Annotated in this window: 12 protein-coding genes; 5 read left to right on the top strand and 7 right to left on the bottom strand. The window is 68.9% G+C overall.

Annotated features, from left to right (window positions below; translation table 11 throughout):
* Positions 1 to 3,360: an EAL domain-containing protein gene (locus tag AC1ZQA_RS03660; protein WP_482678468.1), complete on the bottom strand. Its 3,360-nt coding sequence runs from the start codon at positions 3,358 to 3,360 to the stop codon at positions 1 to 3.
* Positions 3,361 to 3,585: 225 nt separating this feature from the next.
* Here AC1ZQA_RS03660 and AC1ZQA_RS03665 point away from each other — a divergent pair, with 225 nt between their 5' ends.
* Positions 3,586 to 4,467 carry a DMT family transporter gene (locus tag AC1ZQA_RS03665; RefSeq protein ID WP_482678469.1) on the top strand — a complete coding sequence of 294 codons (882 nt, stop codon included), beginning with the start codon at positions 3,586 to 3,588 and terminating at the stop codon, positions 4,465 to 4,467.
* A gap of 1 nt (position 4,468) precedes the next feature.
* Complete coding sequence (locus AC1ZQA_RS03670) at positions 4,469 to 4,972, top strand: glutathione peroxidase (RefSeq protein ID WP_482678470.1); 504 nt, start codon at positions 4,469 to 4,471, stop codon at positions 4,970 to 4,972.
* A gap of 5 nt (positions 4,973 to 4,977) precedes the next feature.
* Here AC1ZQA_RS03670 and AC1ZQA_RS03675 read toward each other — a convergent pair whose 3' ends face one another.
* From AC1ZQA_RS03675 to AC1ZQA_RS03690, 4 genes are all read right to left on the bottom strand, one after another.
* Positions 4,978 to 6,108 carry an ABC transporter substrate-binding protein gene (locus tag AC1ZQA_RS03675; RefSeq protein WP_482678471.1) on the bottom strand — a complete coding sequence of 377 codons (1,131 nt, stop codon included), beginning with the start codon at positions 6,106 to 6,108 and terminating at the stop codon, positions 4,978 to 4,980.
* Positions 6,109 to 6,338: 230 nt separating this feature from the next.
* Positions 6,339 to 7,571, bottom strand: coding sequence for a glycolate oxidase subunit GlcF (glcF, locus tag AC1ZQA_RS03680; RefSeq protein ID WP_482678472.1), 1,233 nt, complete (start codon positions 7,569 to 7,571; stop codon positions 6,339 to 6,341).
* Positions 7,572 to 7,576: 5 nt separating this feature from the next.
* Positions 7,577 to 8,701 (bottom strand): glycolate oxidase subunit GlcE, encoded by a 1,125-nt coding sequence (gene glcE, locus AC1ZQA_RS03685; RefSeq protein ID WP_482678473.1) that lies wholly within the window; start codon positions 8,699 to 8,701, stop codon positions 7,577 to 7,579.
* A gap of 96 nt (positions 8,702 to 8,797) precedes the next feature.
* A complete protein-coding gene (locus AC1ZQA_RS03690) occupies positions 8,798 to 10,291 on the bottom strand; it encodes an FAD-linked oxidase C-terminal domain-containing protein (RefSeq protein WP_482678474.1) in 1,494 nt (497 codons plus the stop codon).
* Positions 10,292 to 10,989: 698 nt separating this feature from the next.
* Between AC1ZQA_RS03690 and AC1ZQA_RS03695 the strand changes: the two genes are divergently transcribed.
* The 3 genes from AC1ZQA_RS03695 to AC1ZQA_RS03705 all read left to right on the top strand — a co-directional run bounded on the left by AC1ZQA_RS03695 (position 10,990) and on the right by AC1ZQA_RS03705 (position 13,727).
* A complete protein-coding gene (locus AC1ZQA_RS03695) occupies positions 10,990 to 11,460 on the top strand; it encodes a methylated-DNA--[protein]-cysteine S-methyltransferase (RefSeq protein WP_482679269.1) in 471 nt (156 codons plus the stop codon).
* Positions 11,461 to 11,499: 39 nt separating this feature from the next.
* Positions 11,500 to 12,372, top strand: a complete 873-nt coding sequence (locus AC1ZQA_RS03700; protein ID WP_482678475.1) for a DMT family transporter — start codon at positions 11,500 to 11,502, stop codon at positions 12,370 to 12,372.
* Between the two features lie 107 nt (positions 12,373 to 12,479).
* Positions 12,480 to 13,727 (top strand): Y-family DNA polymerase, encoded by a 1,248-nt coding sequence (locus AC1ZQA_RS03705; RefSeq protein WP_482678476.1) that lies wholly within the window; start codon positions 12,480 to 12,482, stop codon positions 13,725 to 13,727.
* A 134-nt stretch (positions 13,728 to 13,861) separates the two neighbouring features.
* Here AC1ZQA_RS03705 and AC1ZQA_RS03710 read toward each other — a convergent pair whose 3' ends face one another.
* Together AC1ZQA_RS03710 and AC1ZQA_RS03715 are read right to left on the bottom strand one after the other, a co-directional pair.
* Positions 13,862 to 15,667 carry a cation:proton antiporter domain-containing protein gene (locus AC1ZQA_RS03710; RefSeq protein ID WP_482678477.1) on the bottom strand — a complete coding sequence of 602 codons (1,806 nt, stop codon included), beginning with the start codon at positions 15,665 to 15,667 and terminating at the stop codon, positions 13,862 to 13,864.
* Positions 15,668 to 15,717: 50 nt separating this feature from the next.
* On the bottom strand, positions 15,718 to 17,163 hold the full coding sequence (locus AC1ZQA_RS03715) for an efflux transporter outer membrane subunit (RefSeq protein ID WP_482678478.1): 1,446 nt from the start codon (positions 17,161 to 17,163) through the stop codon (positions 15,718 to 15,720).
* Positions 17,164 to 17,165 lie beyond the last annotated feature (2 nt).

Consider the following 17,165-nt stretch of genomic DNA (forward strand, 5'->3'; position numbering starts at 1 on the left):
TCAGGTCCGGGTGCGCAGCGCCTTGCGACGTGTGGCCTGCAGCAGACGGGTCGCAGACTGGTCTGCGAGCCGCTTGCCATGCTGGGCCATCCAGTCCTGCGCGAGGCGGCCCAGTTGGGTGGTGGGTTGACGCGGATCGACCGGACAACGGAAATTGCGTACCCAGTCGGCCACCTCGCTGGCGGGCATGGGCTTGGCCAGCGCATAGCCCTGCCCGGCATCGGCGCCCAGCAGTGTGGCGGCCTCGACCAGATCCGGCGTTTCAAGACCCTCCACCACCACCCAGAGCCCCAGGCTCTGCGCCAGCTGCACCAGCGCGCCGATGAAGCCGATGACCTGCGCCGGATCGCGCCCGGCCTCGCGCACCAGACCCTGGTCGATCTTGACCGTGTGAAACGGCAGGGTGCGCAGGCGCAGCAGGCTGGAATAGCCGCTGCCCAGATCGTCCATCACCAAGCGGGCGCCGGTGGAGGCCAGCGCGCGCACTGCGTCGTCGCGGCGCTGCGGGTCGTCGAATTCGGCGTTTTCCAGGATTTCGAACGCCAGGCGGTCGGGGGCGATGTCCACCTGCTGCAAGGCGGCGTTGACGCGGTCGCGGCAGTCGGTCTGAAGCAGCACGTCCAGCGGCATGTTGATATTGAGCTTCAGGCGAATGTCTTGCGCGTCCCAGCGGGCGATGTGACCCAGCGCCTGATCGAGCCCGCCACGGAACAGCCGCGACAGTTCGGCATGCCCGAACCAGGGCAGGAACTGCCCCGGCATGGCGAGGGTGCCGTCCTCCATGCGCAGGCGCGCCAGGGCCTCCACGCCGTAGGGCTGGCCGGTCTGCAGGTCGACCATGGGCTGCATGTGCATGTCCAGTCCGTGGTCGAACAGCGCACTTCGCCAGCGCTGGCGCTGGGCGATGGGGATGGGCTGTTGCCGACCGTGGGCATGCAGCCGCTGCCATGCGCGGCTCAGCGTCTGCCCCAGGTTGTCGAGAAAGCTGCGCGAAGCGCTGCGCTCGAACATTGCGGGGTAGGCGCCGTACAGGCTGAGCACGACCACCACGCGGCCGTTGCGGTCGGACAGCGGAATGGAGGCCGCGCTGCGGATGCCGACTTCCAGCGCCGCCTCGCGCCACGGCGCGCCAGCGGGGTCGAGCGCGTAGCTGGCCAGGGTGCTGATTCTCTCGGTCTGCCAGGCGGTGGCCGTGGGGCCGACGCTCTCGGCGTGCACATCCTGCAGCCTGGGCACCCGGAGAGCGCCGTAGTGTCTCTGCATCGCACGGGCATAGGGTTCCATGCCGGCGGACAGTTCGACGACGAAATGGCCGTTCGCATCCGGCGCGCCCATGCCTGCGGCGCGCAGGCCCGGCAAGGCGATGAGGCGGTCGAGCGCCATCTGCATGAACTCGCTCCAGGGCGCGCCGTCCTGCAGCGCATGTTCCAGCGCGATCACGCATTGCTGATAGTGCTCGCGCAGGCCCTGCGCAGCTTCCACCTCGGCCTGCAGTTCGGTCTGCATGCGCGCGGTGAGCAGCTGCACGATGCGCCGCCGCTCGCGGGGACGCAAGCGCAGTTGGTGGCTCATGTCGATCAGCGCCTGCAGATACAGGCCTGCGGACTGCACCAGCAGCCGCGTGGGCACGCCGACCAGGGCGTGGATCTCGCCGATGCGATGGGCCGCGCTCAGGTGCTCGGCCTCCTGCAGGTCGGGGCGCAGCAGTTGATGGAAATGGTCCACCTGCCGTGCCTTGAGATGCGCGAATTCGGCCTCGGTGAGATGGGTGAGCAACTGGGCCGACTCGGCGTCCCGCGCAACGAGTGCATAGAACTGATCGATGAACGCGTCAGCCATCTGCGCGAAATGGGGCGTGGCCAGTTGCAGCAGCGTCTGCGCCTGCGGGCCGTAGGACTGCGGCAACCAGTGCTCGGTGGTGTCGTCGAGGAACTCGGACTGCACGTCCTGCCCCCAGCGCAACCACCAGTGGTTGCGCGAACCCTTGTGCATCTTGATGCTGTGCAGTGCGGCATCGGCGCGGCGCAGCAGCAGATCGGCATCGTCCCCATCGGCTGGGTAGAGCGCCAGTCCCATGCTGAGTCCGAGGTGGCCCGGGCGGCCATCGGGCAGGCGCACCGGCACCGGCAGGCGCGCATCGAGGGTACTCAGGCGCTGCTCGGCCTGATCCATGCCATGCAGGTCTTGCAGCACCAGGACGAATTCATCGCCACCGATGCGCGCGAGCAGATCGTGCGGGCCGAGCGCAGCGCCCAGATGCTCGGCAACCTGCTGCAGCACGGCGTCGCCTGCGGCATGGCCCCACTGATCGTTGATGGTCTTGAAGTCGTCGAGGTCGAGCAGGGCAACGGCCAGCATCTCCCCGCTGGACTGTGCCGCCGCAAGGCGCTGCGGCAGCCACTCGTCGAGCGCGTAGCGGTTGGGCAGGCGGGTGAGGGCGTCATGCTGCGCCTGCCACAGCATGCGCTCCTGCGCGGCGCGGCGTTCGCTGACGTCCTGGCCGACCCACACCGAATCCACGCCGGGCTGACCTGCAACGGCCTGGCCCGACAGTTCGCACCAGAACACGCTGCCGTCGGCGCGGCGCATCTGCAACTCCCGGGTGATGCGCTCCCCACGGGCCATGGCGGCGTACATCTCGGTGCCCAGGGCGGTGTACTCGGCGTCGCTGGCGTAAAGCGCCTGCGCGGGCAGCCCTTCGAGGGCCGTGGCATCGGCATAGCCGAAGATCTCCGCCATGCGCGCGTTGGCACCGCGGATGGTGCGGCCGCCCACCAGCGCAATGGCCACCAGCGCGTTGTCCAGCATGGCCTGGCGCAGCGCATGGGCGGATTCGCGCTCGCGCTGCAGCATGTCCATGTGCAGCAGCGCGCCCGCGATCGAGGCGACGAATTCGAGCAGCTTCAGCGCGTCGTCGTCGGGGGCGCCCGGCTCCAGGCTGGTCAGGGCAAAGCTGCCGATCACCCGCGCGCCATCGCGCACCGGCCACGACCAGCAGGAGCGCAGATTCCATTGCTGCGCCACGGCACGCAGATCGTCCCAGCGTGCATCATTCGGAATGTCGGCGATGAATGTGGGCGCGTTGTGCAACACCGCGTTGCCGCAGGAACCGGCGTGCGGACCGGGCTTGAGTCCGTCGAGTGCGCTGACCAGTTCAGGCGGCCCGCTGGGCACGGCCAGCGGATGCAGCAGCCCGTCCGCCTCCAGACGCAGCAGGCTGGCAATGCGGCCGGGTGCGGCCTGCTCCGCCATGCGGCACAGCAGACCCGCGAGCGCGTCGATCGGCTCGCCCGCAGCCAGTCCGCGCAGCACCGTGCTGGGCAGATCAAGCAAACCAAGTGTGGAGGCCCACTCGCGCATGGCTGAATCTCAGGGATGAGAAAGAAGGATCGGCAACGCGAGTGATCTGGCGCCCCATCGTTCAGATATTTTTGACACTTTACAATGCACGCGCGGGGATTTGTCGTGAATTTTGTCGCAAAACTCCCTGTTTGTTGACAACACCGCCCGCAAATGCGTGGGCGCGTCGCAACGCTTTCTGCACTCCCGCGCATCCCGCGCATTGCGCGCCTCTCGACGCTTTCCATGCTCTCCCCTCGCCAAACCCTGGCCGCGATCAGTGGCCTCATGCTCAATGCCTTTGTCTGGGGCGTGTCGTGGTGGCCGTTTCGCCAGTTCAATGGCCTGGGTCTCAATCCGCTGTGGGCGACAGCGGCAATGTATGCGGTCTGCACCCTGCTCATCGTGGCAGCCAGGCCATCCTCGGTGGCGGCGCTGTGGCGCAATCCGCCGTTGTGGGGCATTCTGGTGGCGTCCGGGGCGACGAACGCGGCGTTCAACTGGGGAGTGACCGAGGGCGATGTGGTGCGGGTGGTGCTGCTGTTCTATCTGATGCCGGTCTGGGCCACGCTGCTGGCACGCTGGCTGCTGGACGAGCGGTTCACCCATTGGGTCGGCCTGCGGCTGATCCTGGCGCTGGCCGGAGCGATGGTGGTGCTGTGGCCGCCGGGCGGCGGCTTGCCGCTGCCGCAGCATCCGGCGGACTGGCTGGGCGTGATCGGCGGCATGTTCTTCGCACTCAACAATGTGCTGTTGCGCAAGTACGCGCACACCCCGGCCGAGGCACGCGGGCTGGCCATGTTTGCCGGTGGGGTGTTCGTGGCGGGCGGCGTGGCGGCGCTGCTGACAGTCCAGGGGAGCATCCAGCCTGTGCCCGCGCCGGCGCCCGCCTGGATGATCGGTGTGGTGCTGATGGCGCTGGCATTTCTGGCGGCCAATCTCGGTCTTCAGTATGGCGCGGAACGGCTGCCCTCGGCCCTGACCGCGGTGGTGATGACGGTGGAGATCGTGTTCGCCAGCGGCAGCGCCGTCTTGCTGGGTGCGGAACACCTGAGCGGGCAGGCGCTGTTCGGTGGTAGTCTGATTCTGTTGGCCATTTTGCTTGCCGCATGGCCGGGGAGAAACTGACATGCCCACCCTCGTGCAGTCCGCGTTCGATTTTTCCGCCGTCGACATTCGCGGTGCGCAGCAACCGCTGGCGCAGTGGCGGGGCAAGGTCCTGCTCATCGTGAATACCGCCAGTGCCTGCGGCTTCACGCCGCAGTACGCCGGGCTGCAGGCCTTGCAGGAGCGCTATGGCCCGCAGGGTTTCAGCGTGCTGGCATTTCCGTGCAACCAGTTCGGCGCGCAGGAGCCGGGCAGCGCAGAAGACATCGCGCAGTTCTGCACCTCACGCTACGCCACGACTTTCCCGCTGTTTGCCAAGGTGGAGGTCAACGGTGCGCACGCCCATCCACTGTGGCACTGGCTGACGCAGGAGGCCTCTGGCCTTCTGGGCTCGCACGCCATCAAGTGGAACTTCACCAAGTTTCTGGTGGGCCGCGACGGACAGGTGCTCAAGCGCTACCCGCCGCAGGAAAAGCCGGAGCAGATCGGCCCCGACATTGAAATGGCGCTGCAGGCGCCCGCCTGACAGCCTCAGTGGCGGAACCCGCCGCTGGCGGTGATGCTGGTGGTGTCGACGTAGTCCGATCCGGAATGGTTGGTCGGCGAGAAGCGCACGGTGAAGCCGCCGAGGTTCTCGTTGCTCATGCCGTTCAGCGCGTCGATCAGGCTGGCGCGAGTGAGGTTTTTGCCGGCCTTGCGCAGCGCCAGGACCAGCACCTTGGCGTCGATAAAGCCCTCCAGGCTGGTGAAGTCGTAGTCATTCTTGTGACCGGCGGCGCTCATCGCTGCCTGATATTCACGCACCAGCGGGGTGACGGTGGAGAACGGAAACGGCACAACCTGGGTGATGATGACCCCGTTGCCCTGGGGGCCGAGCGCCTTGGCCAGCGCCTCCGAGCCGACGAAGCTGACATTGGCGAACTGGCCGCCGTAGCCCTGCGCGATGGCCTGCTGGTTGAACGCCGCCACTTCGGTATAGGTGCCCACTTCCACGATGAGATCGGGCTTGGCCGGGAGGATGGCGGCCAGTGCGCCCGCCACATCCACCGTGTTGCGCTTGACGGTGCCGGTGGCCACGGGCTTGAGGCCATGCGCGGCCAGGGCTTTCTGCACCCCGCTCAGGCCGGCCATGCCGTAGGCATCATCCTGGTAGAACACGGCGATCTTTTTCAGACCGAGGAACAGGAACTGATCGACGATCTTGCGGGTTTCGTCGTTGTAGCTGGCGCGGATGTTGAAGATATACGGATCGACCGGTTGGCGCAGCCCCATCGCGCCGGTGAACGGTCCGATCAGCGGAATGCCGGCCTGGTCGATCAGGGGCTTGGCGGCCAGCGTGGTGGGCGTGCCGACATAGCCCAGCAGCGCGAACACATCGCCGCCGTCGATGAAGGTCTTGGTGTTGGCCACGGCACGCGGCGGCTCGTAGCCGTCGTCCAGGCTGACCAGCTTGAGGTTGCGTCCGGCCACGCCGCCGTCGGCGTTGACCTGCCTGAAATACGCCTCGATGCCCATGCGCAGGCGGATGCCGAGCTGCGCCGCCGGCCCGGTGAGTGGCGCGGACTGGCCGAGGACGATTTGAGTGTCGGTCACGCCCGGTGTGGCGGCAAACGCACTGGTCGCCAAACTGAGCGACAGCAGCAGGGTGGTGAGGAATTTCATCGCGATCTCGACGAGGGAGGGTTGGTGAAGCGGATACCGCGGCAGCGGGTGCAGTACGCGGGGCAGAATCGCGGCGGGAGTGAGGCGTTGCGGCCGCAGTCATTGACCGGTCGTGCGCCATCATCGAAGGCTTCCGACCCGGCGTTTTGTAAACGATCGGTTACATTGTTCACAACGCGGCCCGTAGTGACAACTGAGCGCAGCGGAAATCCAACAGGCGTCAACGCGGCTCAAGGCTTGCCGTGCAGCGCTTCGTCGAGCAGTTCCACCCAGTGCTGCACCGGGATGGTGGTGCCGGTCTGCAGATGCCCGATGCAGCCGATGTTGCTGCTGACGATGCGCTGCGGCGCGGTTTCGGCCAGGTGCTGCAGCTTGCGGTTGCGCAGTTCCTTGGCCAGCGCGGGCTGCAGCACCGAATAGGTGCCGGCCGAACCGCAGCACAGATGGCTTTCCAGCGGCAGCTTGACCTCGAAACCCAGTTCGCGCAGCAGCCCTTCGGCGCCGCCGCGCACCTGCTGCGCGTGCTGCAGGGTGCAGGGCGGGTGGTAGGCCAGGTGCTCGACCGGTTTGCTTTTGAGCAGTGTCTTGAGCGTCGGCGCGAATTGCGGCAGGTACTCGCTGATGTCCCGGCACAGCGCGCTGATGCGCTGGGCGCGGTCCGCATAGGCGGGGTCGTGCAACAGGTGGTGGCCGTATTCCTTGACCATCGCGCCGCAACCCGAGGCGTCCATCACGATGGCTTCGACCGCGCCGCCCTCCACCAGCGGCCACCAGGCGTCGATGTTGCGCTTCATGTCGGCCAGCGCGCCGTCATGGTCGGACAGATGCTGGCGAATGGCGCCGCAGCAGCCGGCGCCGTCTGCCAGCAGCGGCTGCACGCCCACGGCGTCGAGCACGCGGGCGGTGGCTGCGCCGATATTGGGCATCAGCGTGGGCTGCACGCAGCCGCCGAGCATCAGAACCTTGCGCGCATGGGTGCGCTGCGGGCGCTTGCCTGCACGCTGCCGCGGCGGCACCTTGTCGCGCAGCACGGCAGGCACCAGCGGACGCAATGCCTGGCCGAGTTTGAGGGCCGGGGCGAACAGGCCGGAGGTCATGCCTTCGCGCAGCGCCCAGCGGGCGAGCCTTTCCCCGGCGGGACGTTCGACCTTGGCGTCCACCACGGCGCGGCCAATGTCCACCAGCTTGCCGTATTCCACTCCCGATGGGCAGGTGGTTTCGCAGTTGCGGCAGGTCAGGCAGCGGTCGAGGTGCAGCTGGGTGGAGCGCGTCGGCGCGGCGCCCTCGAGCACCTGCTTGATCTGGTAGATGCGGCCGCGCGGGCCGTCGAGCTCGTCGCCGAGCAGTTGGTAGGTCGGACAGGTGGCGGTGCAGAAGCCGCAATGGACGCAGTTGCGCAGAATGGCCTCGGCCTGCTGGCCCTCGGGCGTGGCGGCAAATTCGGGACTGAGATGGGTTTCCATCGGGATCAGAACAGGGTGGGGAACACGCCATGCGGGTCGAAGGCGGTCTTGAGGTTGCGCTGGATGCGCAGCAGCGTGGCCTGCGCCGGGGCGAACACCGGCACGGCGGGATCGCCGCCGCGAAAGCGGGTGGCGTGCCCCCCGGCCTGGCGCGCGGCTTCGAAGATGATGGACGCGGGCGCGGCGCTGATGAGCCAGCGCAGGCCGCCGAACCATTCCACCAGTTGCGTGCCGGACAGATCGAGCGCCGGGGCGGTGGGGGGCAGCGACAGGCGCCACAGGGCGGCCTGCGAGTCGCCAGGCCAGGTGGATGCAAACCAGGGCAGAGTCTGCTCGCGCAAGCCGGTCCAGAAGGTGCTGGCTTCGGTCTCGGGCAGGCGTTCGCCGCCCAGCTTGGCGCTGGCGGCCTGCACCGCGGCCTGCGCCCCCCGCAGGCGCAGGGTGAGCACGCCCTTGCCGGTGCCTGCGCTGCGGTCGGGCAGCCAGGCGCTGGCGTTGAGCGGCAGCGGCTGCGCGGCCCAGGTGTTGCAGCGGGTGATGGCCTCGTCCTGTGTCATGGCAAACCGCAGCGTGGCCTGCGCCGGGGCGACGGGCAGCACCTTGAGCGAGACATCGAGAATGACGCCGAGCGAACCCAGCGAGCCGCACAGCAGGCGCGATACATCGAACCCCGCGACGTTTTTCATCACCTCGCCGCCAAAGTGCAGCACCTCGCTCTTGCCGTTGAGCAGTGTGGCGCCGAGCACATAGTCGCGCACGCCACCGGCGCTGATGCGCGCCGGGCCGCTCATCGCGCTGGCCACCATGCCGCCGAGCGTGGCCTGGCCGCTGCGGGCGAAATGCGGTGGCTCGAACGGCAGGAACTGCTGATGTTCGGCCAGCGCCGCCTCGATGTCGGCCAGCGGCGTGCCCGCGCGGGCGGTGATCACCAGCTCGGTCGGCTCGAAGTGGGTGATGCCCGACAGCAGCGTGGTGTCCAGGGTGTGCTCGGCGGTGTCCATGCCGGTTTGCTGCACTGCGGCCCACCACGGCGCCTTGCTGTTGCCAGCGTGGATGCGGATGCGCTCGCCGCGCGAGCCGGCCTCGCGCACCAGGTCTTGCCAGAGGGGAATCAGATCGTCTGCTTGCATGTCTGTTGGTTGGCTTCTGTCCGCCCCCCGCCGCAACCGCATGCAGCGCGGCGGAAGAGGGTGACGCTCTGCCGCGATGTCGCGGGGCAATCCGGCTCAGAACCGGGGAATGTTGGGGAAAGGCAGCAGGCCGCCGCGCACATGCATCTTGCCGTATTCGGCGCAGCGCGCGTGGGTGGGGATCAGCTTGCCAGGGTTGAGCGTCTCGCCCGGATCGAAGGCGCGGCGCAGCGCGAAGAACTGCTCGCGCTCCTCGGGGCTGAACTGCACGCACATGGCGTTGATCTTCTCGAAGCCCACGCCATGCTCGCCGGTGACCGTGCCGCCCATGGCCACGCTGGTTTCGAGAATTTCGGCGCCGAATTCCTCGGCGCGGTGCAGCTCGCCAGGCTGGTTGGCGTCGAACAGGATGAGCGGATGCAGATTGCCGTCGCCCGCGTGGAACACGTTGACGCAGCGCAGCCCGTACTTGCTCTCCATGCCCTGGATGGCCTCGAGCATGTCGGCCACGCGCTTGCGCGGAATGGTGCCGTCCATGCAGTAATAGTCGGGCGAGATGCGGCCGGTGGCAGGAAACGCGTTCTTGCGCCCGCTCCAGAAGCGCAGGCGCTCGGCCTCGCTGTCGCTGCACTTCAGCGCGGTGGCGCCGCAGCGTTCGAGCACCGCGGTCATGCGGCCGATTTCTTCTTCCACCTCCTCGGGCGTGCCGTCGCTTTCGCACAGCAAGATGGCCTTGGCGTCGAGGTCGTAGCCGGCGTGGACGAAGGCCTCGGCCGCCACGGTCATCGGCTGATCCATCATTTCCAGCCCGGCCGGGATGATGCCGGCGGCGATGATGGCCGCCACCGCATCACCCGCCTTGCGCAGATCGTCGAAGCTGGCCATGATGCAGCGCGCCAGAACCGGCTTGGGCAGCAGCTTGACCGTGACCTCGGTGACGACCATCAGCATGCCCTCGCTGCCGATCACCGCAGCGAGCAGGTCGGGGCCGGGGCAGTCGCACGCCAGGCTGCCGACGGTCAGCGGCTCGCCTTCCACCGTGTAGCCGCGCACCTGCAGCACGTTGTGCACGGTCAGCCCGTATTTGAGGCAATGCACCCCGCCGGAGTTTTCGGCGATGTTGCCGCCGATGGTGCAGGCGATCTGGCTGGAGGGGTCGGGCGCGTAGAACAGGCCGTAGGGCGCGGCCGCCTCGGAGATCGCCAGATTGCGCACCCCGCACTCGACGGTTGCGGTGCGCGCGACCGGGTCGATGCGCTTGATGCGGTTGAACCGCGCCAGCGCCAGCAGCACGCCGTCTTCATTGGGCAGCGCCCCGCCCGACAGCCCGGTGCCCGCGCCGCGCGCCACCACCGGCACATTCAGCCTGTGGCACGCCTTGAGCACGGCTGCCACCTGCGCCTCGGTTTCCGGCAGCGCGACCACCAGCGGCTTGCGGCGGTAGGCCGACAGGCCGTCGCACTCGTAGGGCGTGACCTCCTCGGGCTGCCACAGCAGGATGTGCGGCGGCGCCACCGCGCTCAAAGCAGCAACGACTTCCGCTTGCCGCGCTGCGCGCGAGGCGACGTCGGGATGGAGGGGGGCGTTCATGGCGAGTCTGTCCGAGTTGAATGCGTTTGTTTTGTGGCTCGATTATCCATTTTGCTGCGCTGCAGCGGGGCAGGACTAACCCGGCTTTTGCACTTTGTCGAACACAAAGCTGTATTGCAGAAAAGTCAGCACGCAGCGCGCGGCGCCGCGAGGAACTGATGTCCGTTTTCGGCCAGACGACTGCGCGCGGCAGGATTGGGGCCTGCTCACCGACAGGGCGTTGCCCATGGCCGCCGTGGCCGACGCAGCGGGCTTTGGCAGCGTGCGGCGCTTCAATCATCTGTTTCGCTCCTGCTATGGACTGACGCCGCCATAGCCCGTCTGCCGCAGGCGCAGCGGTGTTGCGCGCCTGCGGCCTGACCAGCGCCCGCGCCCTCAGCCTGCACGCGCTGGCCTGTGCCGTGGCCAGCGAACGCGTGGCGCTGCAGCCGCTCGCCCCGCTCGAGCCCACGCTCGCGGCGTTGCAGGCCTTGCCCGGCATCGGCGAATGGACCGCGCAGATGATTGCGCTGCGCGGTCTGGGCTGGCCGAATGCCTTTCCCGCCGGCGATCTGGTGCTGCGCAAACAAACTCGGACTGACCCGTCCGGCCGATGTGCTGGCCCATGCCGCGCGCTGGGCGCCGTGGCGGGGCTATGCTGCGGTGCATCTGTGGCGCCGCGCGACGGAAGGAGAACGATCGTGAAGAACGTCTTGATCATGGACAGCCCGCTGGGGGCGCTGCAACTCACCGCAGAAGGCGATGCGCTGGTCGCGCTGCGCTTCCTCGACGCGGCGACGTCGCCAACGGCAATCGCCGCCGCCACGCCTTTGCTGCGGCGAGCGCAGGCGCAACTGCAGGCCTATTTCCGCGGCGATGCCGTCGCCTTCGATCTGCCCTTGCGGCCCCAGGGCACGCCGTTTCAGCGGGCGGTCTGGCAGGCGCTGCAGACCGTGCCTGCCGGGCAGACGATCAGCTATGCGACCCTGGCGCGGCGCCTCGGGCTGCCCAGCACCCATGCCCGCGCGGTGGGCGCGGCGGTGGGTCGCAATCCGCTGCTCATCGTCGTGCCCTGCCACCGCATCGTCGGCCACGACGGCGCGCTGACCGGTTACGCTGCCGGCCTGCCGCGCAAGCAGGCGCTGCTCGATCTCGAACGCGCCGCTCCCATCACCACGTCCCGCCGCTGAGCGCTTTGGCCCGCGTGGCTAAGCCGTCGTGTCCCGTCCATGCCTTTCCTCGAACTGTTTGTGCTCGCCGCCATCTGGGGCGCGTCTTTTCTGTTCCTGCGCATCGCCGTACCCGAATTCGGACCGGTGCCGCTCATCGCGCTGCGCGTGGGCATTGCCTCGCTGGTGCTGCTGCCGGTGCTGCGCACGGGCGCGGCGCGCGCCCAGTTCCGCAGCAAGTTGTGGCCGCTGCTGGTTGTGGGCGTGACCAACTCCGCGTTGCCGTTCACCTTGTTCGCGGCGGGCGCGCTGCATCTGGGCGCGGGCTTCGAGGCCATTCTCAATGCCACCACCCCGCTGTGGGCGGCCGTGCTGGGGGCGACGGTGTTCGGGGCGCCGATCGGTCGTGCGCAGATCGTGGGTCTGGGGGTCGGCCTGTTGGGAGTGGTCGTTCTGGTCAGCGATCAGCCTGGGTTGTCGCAGGGTGCGGCGCACTGGGCGGTTGCTGCGGTGCTGCTGGCGCCGATGTCCTATGGCTATGCCGTGCATTACACCCGCCGCCATCTGGTCGGGGTCGATCCGGCGCTCACCGCTTTCGGCAGTCAGCTCACGGCTGCGGCGCTGCTGGCTCTGCCCGCCGCGTTCACCTGGCCCGCGCATGCGGTGCGGGGCGAGGTCTGGGCCGCCGTGGTGGCGCTTGGCGTGCTGTGCACCGGGCTGGCCTATGTGCTGTATTTCCGCCTGGTGGCGCAGGTCGGCGCGGCCTACGCCGCTTCGGTCACCTTCCTGATTCCGGCCTTCGGCATGTTGTGGGGCGCGCTGTTTCTGCACGAGCCCGTGACCAACGCCATGCTGGCGGGCGGCGCAATCATCCTGGTGGGCACCGCGCTGGCGAGCGGCCAGTGGAAGCGGCTGGTGGGCCTGCGGATGTAGACACCCACTTGGCAGGGAGATGCCGATCCGCATTGCGCCTCGGGCACGGCTGTGAAATACTGAACATAAAAACAGTATTCGAGCGTGCCCCCTCGGCACGATGTGTCATGCCACTGCGTTGCCTGCTGGTCGATTTCAACTCTTACTTCGCCTCGGTGGAGCAGCAGCTTTGCCCCGAGCTGCGCGGGCGCCCGGTGGGCGTGGTGCCCATGCTGGCCGACACCACCTGCTGCATCGCTGCGAGCTACGAGGCCAAGGCCTTCGGCGTGAAGACCGGCACGCAGGTGGCGCAGGCGCGCAAGCTGTGTCCGGGCATCGTGTTCGTCGTGGCGCGGCATGCCGAGTATGTGCAGATCCACCATCGCGCGGTGGCCGTGGTGGACACCATCGCGCCGGTGGAACAGGTGCTGTCCATCGACGAAATGGCCTGCAGCCTGCCGATGGGCTGGACCAGCCGCGAGCGCGCAACCACCCTGGCGCTGCGGCTGAAGGCCGCGCTGCGCGAGGCGCTGGGCGAGTGCATGCGGGTGTCGGTGGGCATCGCGCCCAATGTGTTTCTGGCCAAGCAGGCGTCGAACCTGCAGAAGCCCGACGGCCTGGTGGTGCTCGATGCAGGCGATCTGCCCGGCCCGCTGCTGCGCATGCAGCTCACCGATCTCACCGGCATCAATGTGCGCATGCTCGCGCGGCTGCAGGCCCACGGCATCCACACCGTCGAGCAGCTCTGGCGTGCGCGGCGCGAGCAACTGCGCGTGGTGTGGGGCGGCATGGCGGGCGAGGCGTTTTTCGACCGGCTGCACGGGCTGGCAACCGGCGTGTCCGCCGCCACGCCGCGGCGCTCGCTCGGGCATTCGCATGTGCTGCCGCCCGAGATGCGCAGCGTCGAAGGGGCCCTGGCCGTGCTCGACCGCCTCACGCAAAAGGCGGCAATGCGCCTGCGCCGCGAGCAGTTGCTGGCTGGCGCGATGACCGTGATGCTCAAGCTCACCCGTTGGCACGGCGAGCGCCTGCGGCCCGAGCGCGGCGCGCGCTTTTCCCCCACTGCAGACACCCGCACGCTGCTGCACACCCTGCGCGACCTGTGGCCCGGCATGGTGCCGCCGGGCTGGGCGCCGATGAAAGTGGCCATGTTGCTGCACGACCTGCGCCAGCCCGGGCAGACCAGCGCCAGCCTTTTCGCGGGCGATGCGCCGGGCACCGATGCGCAGCAGACCGCGCTGTGGAGCGCGGTCGACGCCCTCAACGTGCGCTTCGGGCGCCACACCATCTACTGCGGCAGCGGCCACCAGGGCCGCGACGAGGCGCCGATGCGCATCGCGTTCAACCACATCCCCGATCTGGAGACGGAGGGGTGAAGGGGCCGATCGCCAAGGGCCGTCAGCGCCTGTCATCGCCTGCGATGGGTTCTGTCGGCGCGGCCGCCGGGCCTGCGCTGCGGTCTGGCTCCTCCCTCGAAGCGCGGATCGCCCCTCAACCGGACGACCAGCGGTCATGGCGCTGCGCCCTGCACGGTCTTGGATGCCTCGCCGCCCTCCGCTGCGGTGGCGCGTTGCAGTTGGGTGTCGCCCTGGAGGATGTCTTCCAGTTCGGCACGGGCGTCTTTCGACAGGGCGATGAGCGCGGCCTGGTCGTGGAACACCGCCTGCTGGCGGTCGAGGGTGCGCAGGTCGTGGGCGGTGAACAGTCTGGCCAGGCGCTCCACGTCCAGGTCGGGCTTGGCCACCTGCAGCGCCTGCTTGCCCATTTCCACGCTGGACAGCCAGGTTTCGCGCAGCACCTGCTTCACGCCCAGTTCGCGCAGGCGCATGAGGTGGGTGCGGTTGCGTGCCCGCGCCAGCAGCGGCACGTCGGGGAAATGGGTGCGCAGCAGTTCGGCGATCTTCAGGCTGTCTTCGACATCATCGACGGCGAGGACGAACAGTCGGGCGTCCTGCACATGGGCGGCGCGCAGCAGCGTCAGGCGGGTGGCGTCCCCGTAGTAGATCTTGTTGCCGAACTGGCGCACGAAATCCACCTGCTCGGCGCTGGCATCCAGCGCGGTGAAGGCCACGCCGGCCGCGTTGAGCATGCGCCCGACGACCTGCCCGACACGGCCATAGCCGGCGATGATGACCGGCTGGCCTGGCTCGTCGATGGGGCTGAACGGTGCCGCCTGTCGCTTGCGTGCCCACGGCTGGATCACCCGGTCGTTGAGCATGAGCAGAAACGGCGCCAGGGCCATGGAGACGGCCACCGCCACGGTCAGCAGCGCGGCGGTGGGGGCGTCGAGCAGGCCACCACTGCGCGCGCTGGCAAACAGCACGAAGGCGAACTCGCCGCCGCAGGCCAGCACGATGGCCAGCGGACGGCTGACCGCATCGTCGCCGCCGATGAGCCGCCGCCCCGCGTAGAGCGTGAGCGCCTTGAGCAGCAGAATGCCTGCTCCGAGGCCAAGCACCTGCAGCGGCTGGGCGCTCACCAGCGGCAGCGCAATGCCCATGCCCACCGCGATGAAAAACAGGCCGAGCAGCAGGCTCTCGAACGGCTCGATGGCGGCCTCCAGCTCATGGCGGAATTCCGAGTCGGCCAGCAGCACCCCCGCGAGAAACGCGCCCAGCGAGGCCGACAGCCCCACGCTGTTGAGCCCCACGCCGATGCCCACGGCGCCCAGCAGCGCGGCGGCGGCGAACAGTTCACGGTTGCCGCCGCCGAACCGCGCCACATAGCGGAACATGGTGGCCAGCACCGGCCGCCCGGCCACCGCCACAACAACCAGTGCTGCCAGCGCGGGCCAGCCCGGCGCCTGTCCGCCCGCACCGGTCAGCGCCAGCAGCGCCAGGATGGGAATGACGCTCACGTCCTGGAACAGGAGGATGGCGAAGGTCTCGCGGCCGAAGCGCGTGGTCAGCTCCCGGCGCTCGGCCAGCAGCGGCAGGATGTAGGCAGTGGACGACATTGCCAGCGCAACGCCCACCAGCGCCGCGCCCGTCCACCCCAGGCCCAGCGCCGCCGCCAGCGCCGCCACCGGCAGTGCCACCCCGGCCATCTGCAGCGTCCCCAGACCGAACACCTGCCGCCGCAGCGCCCACAGGCGGCTGGGCTGCAGCTCCAGTCCAATGAGGAACATCAACAGCGTCACGCCCAGCTCGGCGGTGTGCAGCACCGATTCCGGTCGGCTCACCACGGCCAGACCGTAAGGCCCCACGGCGATGCCCGCCACGAGATAGCCGAGCACCGAGCCCAGGCCAAGGCGTTTGAACAGGGGAACCAGCAGGACGCTGGCGGCCAGCAGGGTGAGCAGGGCGGTGGCAGACATGGTGCGATGGTAGGGACAGCAGGTCCTGGGCGCTGCCGTCCCGCCGCTGCCTATCGCGCCGTGCTCGATGCCGCAGGCAACGGGCCGATCGCCGGGGTGTTTTCATCCCCCCAGCCACCGCCCAGCGCCTGGATCAGCGCGACCGCTGCGGCGTAGCGCCGGTTCAGCAAGGTGAGCTGCGCGTTGCGCGCCGTAGTCAATGTGGTCTGCGCGGTGAGTACGTTCAGGTAGGGGGCCGTGCCCGCCTTGTACTGGTTTTCGGCCAGGCGCAGCTGCACCTGCGCGGCCTGCACCACCTCGGCCTGTTGCTGCGCCTCCTGTGTGAGGATGCCTTGCGCGGCGAGGTTGTTTTCGACCTGCTGCAAGGCGGTGAGCACGCTCTGCCGGTAGTTGGCCACCGCCTGCCGGTACGCCGCCTCGCTGCTTTGCACCTGCGCGCGGCGCAGCCCGCCGTCGAACAGCGTGGCCGCCAGTTGCGGCCCGAGCGACCAGAACAGCGACGGCGCCGAAAACAGCTCGGCGATGCGCGCCGCCTGGCTGCCGCCCTGCGCGGAAAGCGTGAGATTGGGGAACCACGCGGTCTGCGCCATGCCGATCTGGGCATTGGCCGCTGCCACCTGCGCCTGCGCCGCGGCCAGATCGGGGCGGCGCTGCAGCAGTTGCGCCGGAATGCCCGCGGGAATGGCGGGCACGCCCGGCAGCGCGCTGGTGGCGGGCAGGGTGAAGTCTGACGGCGCCTTGCCGACCAGCACGGCGATGGCGTTCTGCAACTGCGCACGGCTCACGCCCAGGTCGGTCAGGCTGGTCTGCGCCTGCAGCAGCTGGGTACGCGCCTGCGCCACGTCGGCGGCGGTATCGACCCCGGCGTGGTAGCGGTTTTCGGTGAGCTGCAGCGCACGCTGGTAGGCGGCCACGGTGTCGCGCGCCAGCTGGATTTGCGCGTCCACGGTGCGCAGTTGCAGGTAGCTGGCGGCCAGGGTGGATTGCAGGCTGAGCTGGGTGCCTGCGAGTGTGGCAGCGCTGGCGGCAGCGGCGGCCTGCCCAGCCTGCACCTGCAGCCGCACCTTGCCCCAGAGGTCGGGCTCCCAGCTGGCACCCAGCGAGGCGCTGACGCTGTTGCCCACCGTGCCGACGCTGGCGCTGCGCGCGCGGCTGACAGAAGCGCCTGCGGTCACTGCGGGGTCATACGCCGCCTGCGCCTGCGCCACTGCGGCCTGCGCCTGTTCATAGGCAGCCAGCTGCGCCGCGAGGCTCTGGTTGTGCTGCGCCACTTGCTGTTCCAGCGTGGACAGCACCGGGTCGTCGAACACGCTCCACCATGCGCCGCGTGGCATCGTGGCCAGCGGCTGCGCGGGCTGCCAGCCGTCCTGTGCCTGGGCGTAGGCGGCGGGCAGGGCGATCTTGACCGCAGGCTCGGGCGGGGTGGCGGCGCAGGCGCCGAGCAGCAGCGCAAGCGCGGCGACAGGGAGCAGACGGGATGGTGCGGTCGGGTTCATGG

It is taken from the genome of Thiomonas sp. DCM-2, assembly GCF_056820905.1.